Source organism: Bradyrhizobium sp. NAS96.2 (assembly GCF_001908235.1).
Taxonomy (GTDB): Bacteria; Pseudomonadota; Alphaproteobacteria; order Rhizobiales; family Xanthobacteraceae; genus Bradyrhizobium.
In genome coordinates, this window is record NZ_LGHK01000281.1 from 1 (window position 1) to 12,172 (window position 12,172).

Genomic DNA, 12,172 nt, shown 5'->3' on the forward strand with positions numbered 1-12,172 from the left:
GTCAGTTGCGCAATCGGCGTCCACCGCATCTCGACCCGCGTTCGTGACGATCGCGAAGCGCCCCTCGATCGGGTGAGACGGACGAACCATATACTGAGTTGCATTTCTGATAAAGCGAAATATTTTTGCGGCGAGGGCTTGCGCCGTCGGGCAAATCAATGCCAAGGCCGTCGAACCCGGCATTGCCCGGGCGGCGCCACAGACACAATCAGCAATAAATTGTTCCGCGTAAGCTGGCTGTAAGCAAGCGGGCGCTATCTTCATTCGCGCGCTTGAGCGCCGATTCTGCCCTGAAACTTCGCAGCAGCACAGGCTGGTCGCCTCGACCACCGGCAAGAGTTAGCTCGTGAACACGACACGCCCTACACCGCCAGAGCTCGCCCAGAACGCTCGCCAGCATGCGGCAGCGATACCTCCGCAGCTCGCCGAGACGATGGCCGAGAATGCTCGCCTCAAGACGATCGCCATTACCGTGATGCTCGAGATTGCAGCGCTCCGGGAAAGGTTGCCGCCCGCAGCCGGCGAGTAAGCGCGCGCCGGGATATCAGACTGAGGGCAGCCGGCCGATGGCCCTCGCGCCTCGCGGTCGGGCAATGCGTATCCCGACAATTCGTCGCAATCCGTAATCTGTTTGCACATTCATCTCGTCTAAGTAGAGCGCGTGCCCTGATCGCTACCCTAGAAGAATTTGCATCCGAGGGAGCCTCGCTTGAAAGAATTGAAGATGCTCGGCGCTTTGATTGGCGGTGCCGTGCTCGGCGTTGGCGTGTCGTTTCCGCTCATCATGGGGTACGTCTTCATCTATGGGGGCGTCTATAGCGTCTTGCCAGGGTTGGCGCCCGATCCGTCCGCAAAGGGGATACTGCCGTTCCTGCTCGTCCTTTATGCGATCTGGTTCGCCACCCTTATGCTGTTCGTGAGCAAGGCCGGCGAGTTTCGAGCGATCCACTTGTTCTGGGTCGTCCTGCCTTGGCCCTCGATCGTGGTCCTGCACATGTGGTCGTCGTCGAGCGTTATCTGACTCTGCCGGATTGGCCCGATGCCGGCCGCGCAAGGGGCACGGCCCGCTTCATGCCCTCGCCGCCTCAATAGATGCGGACGTGGTTGGCCTCGAACGTGACCGGAAAATTGTTGCTGTTCTTCAGGGTCAGGATCAGCACGACGCCGACACCGCCGCGGTAGTCCCAGTACACGGCCCGGTCCGTTTCGCGCAGGGGCTCCATCGGGGTTAGGTTCTTCTCGAAATGCGGTGCGATCGACACGTCGAAAAACTCGTTGGGCGCCTTCGAATCCTTTCCCCACCAGAACGTGAAATTCTGGCTCGAATTGGCGGCGATCGTATAGGTGCCTTGCTTGTGGTCGATGTTGGCCATGATGTCGGGGTCCTTCGTTTTCCATTCGTCGCTCCAATGCGACGCCCCAACCATGATGCGCCGCGCGCACACACGCCGTGAGCTATATCACGCTGTTTTGCAACCAACACAGTTCAGTCACGAACGCACCGCCCTTGATGAAAATTTGAATCGTGCCCGACATCGGCCATTTGCCATGTTCAGGCGCGCACGCATTCGCGACGCAACTATTCCGCTCAAGCTTCGGTTTTTGCCCCGGTTAGACGCAACACGGAGGCAAACCACATGAGCGACCCGAATGCGTATGCTGATCAGTATCAGGCCATGGGACAGGGCACTGCTCCCGGAGGCGCTTCTGGATCAAGCAGCTCCGGATCATCAGGACAATCGGCGGCAGCGCGGATGCCGGAAGCGGCGGCTCTTCGTCGGGCGGCATGACGGGATCATCGGGTTCCGGCGCGTCGGGTAGCGGTACGGGCAGCTCCGGCGGCGGCAGCTCCGCTGGTGGCGCGGGTGGTGGCAGTTCGGGAGGCAGCAGCTCGGGCGGCGGAGGCACCGCTTCGGGTGGCGGCACGTCCACCGGCGGAGGCTCCGGAAGCGGTGGATCGCCAGGCCTCGGCAACGGCCTCGTGCTCGCCGGACAGGACGGGTTGCTCCAGCCCGTGCTGAATCCGGTCAATGCGGCCGCGACCAACGCCGGCGGTCTTCTCACCAATATCGGGCAGCAGGCCGGAGTGGACAGCACGGTCCACGACGTCGCCGGCCTCGCCGGCACGGTCGGGCTCGGGCAGCTCGGCGCCGCGCCTGCTGCGGACGGGCACTCCAATCTCCTGACCGACCTGCTCAACACGCCAAGCGAAGTCCTGGCGGGTCACACGTCCGACGCCGTGTCCAATCTCGGCACCGATCTCACCGATACCGTGAATGCGATCGGCGCTATCCCGGCTGGTCTCGGCCAGAACAGCGGCCTCACGCTCGCCGGACAGAACGGACTGCTGCAACCCGTGCTGAACGCGGTCAACGGCGCCGCGTCCGACGCGAGCGGTCTGCTCACCACGATCGGGCATGAGGCCGGACTGGACAATGCGGTTCACGCCGTCACCAATCTCGCCGGCACCGTCGGCCTGGGCCAGCTCGGCACAGCGCCTGCTGCCGACGGGCACTCCAATCTCCTGACCGACGTGCTCAACACCCCCGGCGAAGTCCTCGCCGGTCACACCCCCGACGCCGTGACGCATCTCGGCGCCGATCTCACCGATACCGCGCATGCGGTCGATGCCGTGCCGGCCACTCTGCTCACCGGTGTGGTCGATGGAAAGGACGATCCGACCAATCCGGTCGACAATCTGATCCACGATCTCGGTCACGACCTGCAAAGCCTGCCGCTGGTGACCGCGAATGGCGGCAACAATGCCGGCGATGGCGGATTGCTCGGCGGCATCGTCGGCAGCCTCAGCAACCCGAACGGCGGCCATCTTGTCACGCTCGACGTGGGTCCGACGCAGGCCAACGGGACGCCGATCGACATCCTGGCTGCGCCGACCTCGGGCGACCATCACACGGTCGAGGTCAATGCCGTCGATGTCGGGCCGAACGGACCGCACCTGCTCGATCTCGACGCACTGACCGGCAGCAATAGCCCGCTCAGCATTCCATCGCTCGGCGGCACCGGAACGGACGGGCTGGTCGGCAATCTGCTCGGCGGCCTCAACCTCAGCCATGCGCCGGCCGGCAACATCGCCTCAGGCAATACGGCAAGCGCGCCTGTCGATGTCGATACTGTGGTCCATGATCTGATCCCGATCACTGGCGATCACGGCATCCTCAACAGTCACGGCGCGCATATCCTCTAACGGCGCAACGAGACCGCGCTGAATAGGAACGACGCCGCCCCCTCTCCCCGTTCTTACGGGGAGAGGGTTGGGGTGAGGGGCTGTCGCCGCGCAAACGGTGATAGCTGCGTTGCGGAGGCTCCCCCTCACCCGGATCACATTGCGCTTCGCTCCATGCGATCCGACCTCTCCCCGCACGCGGGGCGAGGTGAAACGAAGTCTGCGACTCGATGCACCTCTCACTCCGGCCGTCCCGCGGCGTCGAGGATCAGCCGCGCGATCGGCTCGGGCTGCGAGATTAGCGCCAGATGGCTGGCCTTCACTTCGATCGTGGTGGCGCCCATCCGCTTCGCCATGAAGCGTTCGAGATCCGGATTGATGGTGCGGTCCTCGGTGGAGACCGCGTAATAGCTCGGCTTGCTGCGCCAGGCGGCATGGCTCGTCTTGCCTGCGAGCAGTTGCTTGTGGAACGGCTGCTGCACGGCATAGAGCACCTTCGCCTTTGCCTCCGGCAGGTCGCCGGCGAAATCGCGCAGGAACGCAGCTTCGCTCAGCCGGCCCTCGTCGCCATCGAACACGATGCCGGCGCTTGCCGGCGGCGTCGGATAGGTTTTGGCCAATGCGGTGTAGTCCTCGTCCGCATCGGGTGCGCGCGCGGCGACATAGACCAGCGCCGAAACATTCGGATGCATGCCGGCCTCGGTGACGATCATGCCGGAGAAGGAATGGCCGACCAGAACGGTCGGGCCATCCTGGCGATCAAGCACACGCTGCGCCGATGCGACCGCTTCCGGCAGCGTGGTCAACGGATTTTGCACCGATGTCACATTGAGCCCTGCCGTCTGTAATCGCGGAATGACCTCGGACCAGCAGGAGCCGTCGGCGAACAGGCCATGCACCAGCACGACGTTGCGCGCCCTTACCGGCTGCGTGGTTGCGGCCATGCCGCGCGAGGACACCAGTGAAGCTGCCGCGCCGGCAAGCAGGGCGGTCGAGAAAGTGCGTCTGTTCATCATCATGATAGGGGCTCGGATGGAAGGATTGGCGAAGCGCGCCCACCTGCGGCGAGCGGACAACCTCTCCTACGCACGCAACGGCGCGTGGTTACGCGCGAAGCGGCCCGGGGTGTCGAGATCAAGGATAGTTGAACAAGGAGGAGTCTCGACGATCGTTCACGTTCGGCGCGCAAGCCGTGATTGCGAAAGCGTGCCTCAGATCAATCATCTCGCCCGGGGCTTACCCCTCTCCCCAACCCTCCCCCACAAGGGGGGAGGGAGCCAATCTAGCGTGCTCACCTCACGTGGCATTACTCGTTACACGTCAGAAATGTGAGGGACGCACTGGCGGACGGGTTCCCTCCCCCCTTGCGGTCCCTTGCGGGGGAGGGTTGGGGAGAGGGGTGCCGCTTGCTCAGTAGGCCCGACAAAACCCGCGAAGACCGGCATCCACCGGCCAAGCCGGCTCCGTGTTCCCGGCCGTTCCAACGAGATTCGTATTGAACGCTTGGGCTTAGGCAAATTTTAAACCGGGAGGCGTAGGTTACCAATCGCGAGTTCAGTGGTTGAGAGTTTGTGAGTACGCCATGACAGAACCCCATCGCCCGAGGGTGAAATACGTCATCGGGCCTGACGGCAGCCCGTTAACGATTGCGGATTTGCCGGCCCCCGGTACCAAACGGTGGGTCATCCGCCGCAAGGCCGAAGTCGTCGCTGCGGTCCGCGGCGGCCTGCTCTCCCTCGAGGAGGCCTGCAGCCGCTACACGTTGACCGTCGATGAATTCCTTTCCTGGCAGTTCTCGATCGACCAGCATGGTCTGGCCGGACTGCGCACCACACGTATCCAGCAATACCGGCAGTAAGCCTGCCAATACCCGTGGCATTTGACGAAAACCGGCTCCGCCCTGCGAAGCCGGTTTTTTTCATGTCCGCGATTTTGCCGCGGTCCTTAACCTTCGTTAACCATATGGAAACCATACCCTAGGCAATATTTGCCCAGTCGGACCCGCGTGGGCCGAATCCCTGGGGGCCGTTGGTGCAAAGTCTGGTTGCTTTCCTGAGAGGTCTTGGTGCGGCCCGCCTCGCGGCCATGGTTGCGGTCACCGCGGCCCTGATCGGCTTCTTCGCCTTCGTCATCATGCGCGTCACCACACCGCAGATGACCACCCTGTTCACCGACCTGTCGACCGAGGATTCCTCGGCCATTATCAAGGAGCTGGAGCGCCAGGCGATCCCGTTCGAGCTGCGTAATGACGGCGCGGCGATCATGGTGCCGAAGGACAAGGTGACGCGGCTCAGAATGAAGCTCGCCGAGGGCGGCATGCCCAAGGGCGGCGGCGTCGGCTACGAGATCTTCGACAAGTCGGACGCGCTGGGCACCACGAGCTTCGTCCAGAACATCAATCATCTGCGCGCGCTGGAGGGTGAGCTCGCCCGCACCATCCGCGCCATCGACCGCGTCCAGGCCGCGCGCGTCCACCTCGTGCTGCCGGAAAAGCCGCTGTTCTCGCGCGAGACGCCGGAGCCGTCGGCCTCGATCGTGCTCAGGGTGCGCGGTTCGCTGGAGCCGCAGCAGATCCGGGCGATCCGCCATGTCGTCGCCTCTGCGGTCAACGGGCTGAAGCCGCAGCGGGTCTCGATCGTCGACGAGGCCGGCCAGTTGCTCGCCGACGGCGCCCAGTCCGACGCCGATGCCGCTGTCGGCGACGAGCGCCGCGCCGCCTTCGAGAAGCGGATGCGCAAGCAGGTCGAGGACATTGTCTCCTCGGTGGTCGGCGCTGGGCGCGCCCGCGTCCAGCTCTCCGCCGACTTCGACTACAACAAGATCACCCAGACCTCGGACAAGTTCGACCCCGAGGGCCGCGTGCTGCGCTCGACCCAGACCCGTGAGGAATCGAGCCTCACGGCCGACAATTCCGGCCAGGTCACCGTCGCCAACGAGCTGCCGGGCAACCAGAACCAGGACAACGCCGCCCGCGCCCGCGACCAGAGCAAGAAGAGCGAGGAAACCAACAATTACGAGATTTCCCGCACCACCAAGACCGAGGTGACCGAGGCCGGCCGCGTCAACCGCATCTCGGTCGCGGTGCTGGTCGACGGCGCCTACGCCAAGAACGAAAAAGGCGAGATGGTCTACCAGGACCGCACCAAGGAGCAGCTCGACCGCATCGCCGCCCTGGTCCGTTCCGCGATCGGCTTCGACCAGAAGCGCGGCGACCAGGTCGAGGTCGTCAACCTGCGCTTCGCCGAGCCGCCCGCCTCGCAGCCGATCACCGAGCCGACCGGCCTGCTCGGCATGCTGCAATTCACCAAGGATGACGTGATGTACGTCATCGAGCTTGGCGTCATGATGATGCTCGGCCTGGTCGTGCTGTTCATGGTGATCCGTCCGCTGGTCAAGCGCATCGTCGCGGCCGACGTCATTCCGGCGCTGGCAGGTGGCGGCGTGCCGGCGCTCGCCGAAGCCCATGCCGAGAGCGCTGGGGCGACCGGCCAGGCGCTGATTCCGGCCGGCAGCGGCGCGGCGCAATTGATCGACGTCGCCCAAATCCAGGGCCAGGTCCACGCCCAGGCCGTGCACCGGGTCGGCGAACTCGCCGAGCGCAATCCGAACGAGACCGTCTCCATCGTCCGTCAATGGCTGAGCGAGCCGGTAGAGAACTGACATGGCCGCCGTACCCCAGACCACCAACGCCAACGACATCGCCACCGTCCTCTCGACGCTGGCGAACCGGCAGAGCGCTCGGCCCAAGGGCAAGCCGCTGCCCGGCCCGAAGCGCGCCGCGATCCTGATGCTCGCGCTCGGCGAGCAATATGGCGGCAAGATCTGGTCGATGCTCGACGACGAGGAGGTCCGCGAGCTGTCGGTGCACATGTCGACGCTCGGCACCGTCGAGGCCGACGTGGTCGAGGATTTGATGCTGGAATTCGTCTCGCGGATGTCGGCCTCCGGCGCCCTAATGGGTAATTTCGACGCCACCGAACGGCTGCTGCAGCAATATCTGCCGGCCGAGCGCGTCACCGGCATCATGGATGAGATCCGCGGTCCCGCCGGCCGCAACATGTGGGAGAAGCTCTCCAACGTGCAGGAAGAGGTGCTCGCCAACTACCTCAAGAACGAGTACCCGCAGACCATCGCCGTGGTGCTGTCGAAGCTGAAGCCGGAGCATGCCGCGCGCGTGCTGGCGATCCTGCCCGAGGACATCGCGCTCGACGTGGTCGGCCGCATGCTGCGCATGGAGGCGGTGCAGAAGGAAGTCATCGAGCGCGTCGAGCAGACGCTGCGCACCGAGTTCATGTCGAACCTGTCGCAGACCCGCCGCCGCGACGCCCACGAGGTGATGGCCGAGATCTTCAACAATTTCGACCGCCAGACCGAGACCCGCTTCATCACCTCGCTGGAAGAAGAGAACCGCGAATCCGCCGAGCGCATCAAGGCGCTGATGTTTACCTTCGACGATCTGATCAAGCTGGATTCCGCCTCGGCCCAGACGCTGATGCGCAACATCGACAAGGACAAGCTCGGCGTCGCGCTGAAGAGCGCCAACGAGGAGGTGCGCAGCTTCTTCCTCGGCAACATGTCCTCCCGCGCCGGCAAGATGCTGATGGACGACATGGCCGCGATGGGGCCGGTGCGACTGCGCGACGTCGACGAGGCGCAGGCGCTGCTCGTCAACCTCGCCAAGGACCTCGCCGCCCGCGGCGAGATCACCCTGACCAAGAACCGCGCCGACGACGAGCTGGTGTACTGATGGCCGCACCCGCAAAATTCCTGTTCGACACCGACTTCTCGGCCCCCGACCGCGCCCGCGAGCGCGCGCCGACGCCCGCAGAGGTCGCCCAGAAGGTCGCCGACGCCGAAGCGCGTGCCTATCGCGCCGGCTACGAGGCGGCGCTACGCGAAGCCAAGGTCGAGAGCGACCGCCGCGCGGCGCAGGCGCTGGAAGAGATCGGCACCGCGATCAAGGGCATCGCCGCCCGCTTTGCCGGCATCGAGATGCGGATGGAGACCGAGGCAGTCGATGTCGCGGTCGCAGTCGCCCGCAAGCTCTGCGCCGAACTGGTCGCGCGCGAGCCGCTAGGCGAGATCACCGCGCTGGTCTCCGACTGCTTCTCGCATCTGGTGGCAACGCCGCATCTCGTGGTCCGCATCAATGACGCGCTGTATGAGGCGGCGCATCACAACATCGAGCAGATGGCGGCGCATTCCGGCTTCCAGGGCCGATTGGTGATCCTGGCCGAGCCGACCATTGCGACCGGCGACTGCCGGATCGAATGGGCCGACGGCGGCGTGGTGCTGGAACGCGCCGCGATCGAAGGCAAGATCAACGAACTCGTCGGTCGCTATCTGGCGTCCCGCGGCGAGGCTGGCTGAAGGCGATTGAGGGCTGAACCATGAGCGACACCGACACCCAAGTCCCGCTTCCCGATCTCAACGCCGCCGACGCGCCCGGGATCGACGACATCGGCTACAGCGAGGACGAAAATGCCGCACGCATCGCGGCCGACCTCGAAGCCGTGTTCGACGTGCCAGTGCAGGTCTCGGCCGTGCTCGGCCGCTCCAAGATGGACGTCGGCGACCTCCTGAAGCTCGGACCGGGCACCGTGCTCGAACTCGACCGCCGGGTCGGCGAGGCGATCGACATCTACGTCAACAACCGCCTGGTGGCGCGCGGCGAAGTGGTGCTGGTGGAAGACAAGCTCGGCGTGACCATGACCGAAATCATCAAGGCAGAACGCTCTTAAACGAACCTAGGCGGTAGCGCGCGGAACCTGCGCGACCAGACGAACAGGAGATCATCATGCGGCTTCTCATCGTTGGCACCCTGAAGGGCCAGCTCACGACCGCGACCAAGATCGCGATGGACAACGGCGCCTCCGTGACCCACGCCGAGACCGCCGAACAGGCGATGAACGTGCTGCGCGGCGGCAAGGGCGCCGACCTCCTGCTGGTCGACGTCGGCCTCGACATCCGCGACCTCGTGATGCGGCTCGAGGCCGAGCACATCCACGTGCCGATCGTCGCCTGCGGCATCTCCAACGACGCCCGCGCCGCGGTTGCCGCGATCCACGCCGGCGCCAAGGAATACATCCCGCTGCCGCCCGACCCCGAGCTGATCGCAGCCGTGCTGGCCGCGGTCGCCAACGACGCCCGCGACCTGATCTACCGCGACGAGGCGATGGGCCGGGTGATCAAGCTGGCGCAGCAGATCGCCGGCTCCGACGCGTCGGTCATGATCACCGGCGAGTCCGGCACCGGCAAGGAGGTGCTGGCGCGCTATGTCCATTCCCGCTCGGCCCGCGCCAAGCGGCCGTTCATCTCGATCAACTGCGCGGCGATCCCCGAGCACCTGCTGGAATCCGAACTGTTCGGCCATGAGAAAGGCGCCTTCACCGGCGCGGTGGCGCGCCGCATCGGCAAGTTCGAGGAAGCGACCGGCGGCACGCTGCTGCTCGACGAAATCTCCGAGATGGACGTCCGCCTTCAATCGAAACTCCTGCGCGCGATCCAGGAGCGCGTGATCGACCGCGTCGGCGGCACCAAGCCGGTTCCGGTCGACATCCGCATCATCGCGACCTCGAACCGCAATCTGTCGGAGGCGGTGCGCGAAGGTACCTTCCGCGAGGACCTGCTGTTCCGCCTCAACGTCGTCAACCTGAAGATCCCGCCGCTGCGCGACCGTCCAGCCGACATCCTCGAACTGGCGCAGCACTTTGCCAGGAAATACGCCGAGGCCAACGGCCTGCCGGTCCGCCCGATCTCGACCGATGCCCGCCGCGTCCTGACCGTGAACCGCTGGCAGGGCAACGTCCGCGAGCTCGAGAACACCATCCATCGCTCGGTCCTGATGGCGCAGGGCGACGAGATCGGTCCGGACGCGATCCTGACCCCCGACGGCGACCGCCTCGACCTTGCCAAGACCGCGCCCGCGGTGGCGCACGCCACGCTGGCCGCCGAGCAGGTCACCCGCGCGCTGGTCGGCCGCACCGTCGCCGACGTCGAACGCGACCTGATCCTGGAAACCCTGAAGCACTGCCTCGGCAACCGCACCCACGCGGCCAACATCCTCGGCATCTCGATCCGGACGCTGCGCAACAAGCTGAACGAATATGCCGACGGCGGCATCCCGATCACCCCGGCCGGCAACGGCGCGCCCGATTATCAACGCATGGCGAACGCCGGCTAAGAGAATGAGAGGCGGCGGAGCAATCCCGCCGCCTGCCCCGCATCACGAATAGCTGGGCGCGTCGGGCTTGCGAAAGATCCGGATCGGATCGCCCGGCGTGATCTCGCGGCCGGTGAACGCCGCATACGCATAGAGCGCCAGATAGGCGACGGCGATTGCGCCGACGAGATAGAACAGCCAGGCTCCCAGGCGCTTCATCGAACCGTCACGTCTCCGAAACATCCGCGGCTTTTAGTGCGCTTGCCGGGAAAGCGCCACGGCCAACATGCCGCGCCGGCTGCCTCGCCGTGATCCCTTGAATCTTGCAGCCAGTTGCCGTATTCAATCTCCTATTGTGCTTTTATATTTCGACAACTGGAGAGTGATATGGCCCTTTACGTGCAGACCGCCGGCACCCTGTCCACCAACTCCGCAACTCTTACGCCGATGCAAGGCCTCAGCCTGACGATCCCGGAGGGCGTCGGCACCACCGCGATCATCACCCTCAACGTTCCGAATCCCTACGCCATGGGCAACGATATTCCAGGCGGCGTGTTCGGCGTCACCGTCAATGGCACGGCCTCGCCGGTCGTCGCGAGCTTTACCTACAATGAAGGGACCCCGTCGAGCTTCGGCCGCGTCCCGACCACGCTGGTCGTCGGCATTCCGCTGAGCAATACGGCTCAGACCATCCAGGCCGTATGGGCTGGCGTTCGCGGCAGCAATGTGATCATCGACAGCCCGGCGTCCCTCAGCGCAGTCTACTGAAGGCCGATCCGGACCGGCAACGCTTCGCTGAAGCATCACCCGGAAAAGTGCGAAGCGGCTTTCCGGATCCTGCTGGAGCGAGAATCTCAAGCGCGATGACGATTCAATCTCATCGCGCTTTAGGCACGCCCGGAGCGTGGACGTGACGCGACGGCAGGCTGACCTCGGCCAGCCTGGCGGCGTCTTCGTCATGGTCGATCGCGACATATTCGCCGTGCCAATAGGCCAGCGCGGCGGTGCGTTGCGATGCGATCACGTCGAGCACGCGGCCGATGACGATCGCGTGCGAGTGCCGCTCGATGATCTCCTCGACCTCGCAGTCGACGGCGGCCAGCGCGCCGACCAGCAGCGGCACGCCTGACGCGCGCGTCGTCCATTCAGCCCCGGTGAACCGCTCGGCGCCCTTCAGGCCTTCCTTGCCGGTGAAGCGCTCGGCGATATCGAGCTGATCCGCGGTCAGGATGTTGACGCCGAACACGCCATGGCGCGCGATCAGCGGATACGACGAGGCCGCGCGGTTGATGCTGACGATCAGCGACGGCGGCTCGACCGACAGCGACGACACCGAAGTCACCGTCATCCCCGAGATCTCTTTGCCGCGCCCGGCCGTGATGACGCTGACGCCGCCGGTGAGATGGCGCATCGCGCCGCGGAACTCGGCGGCCGCCACGGCGGGCTCGATCGAAACATTGCGGACGAGGGAATTCATGGCGACCTCACAAAGTGTCTTCGCTGCCTTCAAGCAGATGCTTCAGGATCTCGCCTTCCAGCGCGGCGAGCTCGGCCGAGCCGCGCCGGCGCGGCCGCGGCAGGTCAATCGTGACGTCCTGCGCGATGCGGCCGTCCTCGATGACCAGCACGCGGTCGGCGAGTGCGACCGCCTCGGCGACGTCATGGGTCACCAGGATCGCGGTGAAGCCCTGGTCGCGCCAGACCCGCTCCAGCAACTGCTGCATCGAGATCCGCGTCAGCGCGTCGAGCGCGCCGAGCGGCTCGTCGAACGCCAGCACGCGCGGCTGGCTGACCAGCGCCCGCGCCAGCGCGACACGCTGCTTCTG

General features: G+C 65.3%; 16 protein-coding genes. 10 read left to right on the top strand and 6 right to left on the bottom strand.

All coding sequences use genetic code 11. From position 1 onward, the window contains the following. Nucleotides 1–336 (bottom strand): hypothetical protein (locus AC628_RS44960; RefSeq protein ID WP_210190325.1); only part of this gene is annotated, 336 nt, incomplete at its 3' end. Between the two features lie 10 nt (nucleotides 337–346). On the opposite strand from AC628_RS44960, the gene AC628_RS43550 reads away from it, so the two are divergent. Beyond that, complete coding sequence (locus AC628_RS43550) at nucleotides 347–529, top strand: hypothetical protein (protein WP_128971724.1); 183 nt, start codon at nucleotides 347–349, stop codon at nucleotides 527–529. 180 nt (nucleotides 530–709) lie between these two features. Further along, nucleotides 710–1,021 (top strand): hypothetical protein, encoded by a 312-nt coding sequence (locus AC628_RS39420; protein ID WP_143202052.1) that lies wholly within the window; start codon nucleotides 710–712, stop codon nucleotides 1,019–1,021. A 64-nt stretch (nucleotides 1,022–1,085) separates the two neighbouring features. Here AC628_RS39420 and AC628_RS39425 read toward each other — a convergent pair whose 3' ends face one another. After that, nucleotides 1,086–1,373, bottom strand: a complete 288-nt coding sequence (locus AC628_RS39425) for a hypothetical protein (protein WP_074132084.1) — start codon at nucleotides 1,371–1,373, stop codon at nucleotides 1,086–1,088. 413 nt (nucleotides 1,374–1,786) lie between these two features. On the opposite strand from AC628_RS39425, the gene AC628_RS39430 reads away from it, so the two are divergent. Beyond that, a complete protein-coding gene (locus AC628_RS39430; RefSeq protein ID WP_210190326.1) occupies nucleotides 1,787–3,205 on the top strand; it encodes a hypothetical protein in 1,419 nt (472 codons plus the stop codon). A 218-nt stretch (nucleotides 3,206–3,423) separates the two neighbouring features. On the opposite strand, the gene AC628_RS39435 is transcribed toward AC628_RS39430, so the two are convergent. After that, nucleotides 3,424–4,203, bottom strand: coding sequence for an alpha/beta fold hydrolase (locus AC628_RS39435; protein ID WP_074132074.1), 780 nt, complete (start codon nucleotides 4,201–4,203; stop codon nucleotides 3,424–3,426). A 563-nt stretch (nucleotides 4,204–4,766) separates the two neighbouring features. Between AC628_RS39435 and sciP the strand changes: the two genes are divergently transcribed. The 6 genes from sciP to flbD all read left to right on the top strand — a co-directional run bounded on the left by sciP (nucleotide 4,767) and on the right by flbD (nucleotide 10,367). After that, nucleotides 4,767–5,042 carry a CtrA inhibitor SciP gene (sciP, locus tag AC628_RS39440; protein ID WP_002714638.1) on the top strand — a complete coding sequence of 92 codons (276 nt, stop codon included), beginning with the start codon at nucleotides 4,767–4,769 and terminating at the stop codon, nucleotides 5,040–5,042. Nucleotides 5,043–5,215: 173 nt separating this feature from the next. Further along, complete coding sequence (fliF, locus tag AC628_RS39445; protein WP_074132086.1) at nucleotides 5,216–6,844, top strand: flagellar basal-body MS-ring/collar protein FliF; 1,629 nt, start codon at nucleotides 5,216–5,218, stop codon at nucleotides 6,842–6,844. Between the two features lies 1 nt (nucleotide 6,845). Next, nucleotides 6,846–7,931, top strand: a complete 1,086-nt coding sequence (gene fliG / locus AC628_RS39450; protein ID WP_021077001.1) for a flagellar motor switch protein FliG — start codon at nucleotides 6,846–6,848, stop codon at nucleotides 7,929–7,931. Then, nucleotides 7,931–8,554 (top strand): FliH/SctL family protein, encoded by a 624-nt coding sequence (locus AC628_RS39455; protein ID WP_074132075.1) that lies wholly within the window; start codon nucleotides 7,931–7,933, stop codon nucleotides 8,552–8,554. Before fliG ends, AC628_RS39455 begins: the two co-directional genes overlap by 1 nt. 20 nt (nucleotides 8,555–8,574) lie before the next feature. After that, nucleotides 8,575–8,925: a flagellar motor switch protein FliN gene (fliN, locus tag AC628_RS39460; protein ID WP_074132077.1), complete on the top strand. Its 351-nt coding sequence runs from the start codon at nucleotides 8,575–8,577 to the stop codon at nucleotides 8,923–8,925. Nucleotides 8,926–8,981: 56 nt separating this feature from the next. After that, a complete protein-coding gene (gene flbD, locus AC628_RS39465) occupies nucleotides 8,982–10,367 on the top strand; it encodes a sigma-54-dependent transcriptional regulator FlbD (protein ID WP_074132078.1) in 1,386 nt (461 codons plus the stop codon). A 42-nt stretch (nucleotides 10,368–10,409) separates the two neighbouring features. On the opposite strand, the gene AC628_RS44530 is transcribed toward flbD, so the two are convergent. Continuing rightward, nucleotides 10,410–10,565 carry a hypothetical protein gene (locus AC628_RS44530; RefSeq protein WP_168193537.1) on the bottom strand — a complete coding sequence of 52 codons (156 nt, stop codon included), beginning with the start codon at nucleotides 10,563–10,565 and terminating at the stop codon, nucleotides 10,410–10,412. A 168-nt stretch (nucleotides 10,566–10,733) separates the two neighbouring features. Between AC628_RS44530 and AC628_RS39470 the strand changes: the two genes are divergently transcribed. Further along, a complete protein-coding gene (locus AC628_RS39470; RefSeq protein ID WP_074132080.1) occupies nucleotides 10,734–11,114 on the top strand; it encodes a hypothetical protein in 381 nt (126 codons plus the stop codon). Between the two features lie 109 nt (nucleotides 11,115–11,223). On the opposite strand, the gene AC628_RS39475 is transcribed toward AC628_RS39470, so the two are convergent. Together AC628_RS39475 and AC628_RS39480 are read right to left on the bottom strand one after the other, a co-directional pair. After that, a complete protein-coding gene (locus tag AC628_RS39475) occupies nucleotides 11,224–11,823 on the bottom strand; it encodes a flavin reductase family protein (RefSeq protein ID WP_074132082.1) in 600 nt (199 codons plus the stop codon). A gap of 7 nt (nucleotides 11,824–11,830) precedes the next feature. Further along, nucleotides 11,831–12,172, bottom strand: a 342-nt coding sequence (locus AC628_RS39480) for a P-loop NTPase family protein (RefSeq protein ID WP_502689833.1), incomplete at its 5' end; no start/stop codon positions are given.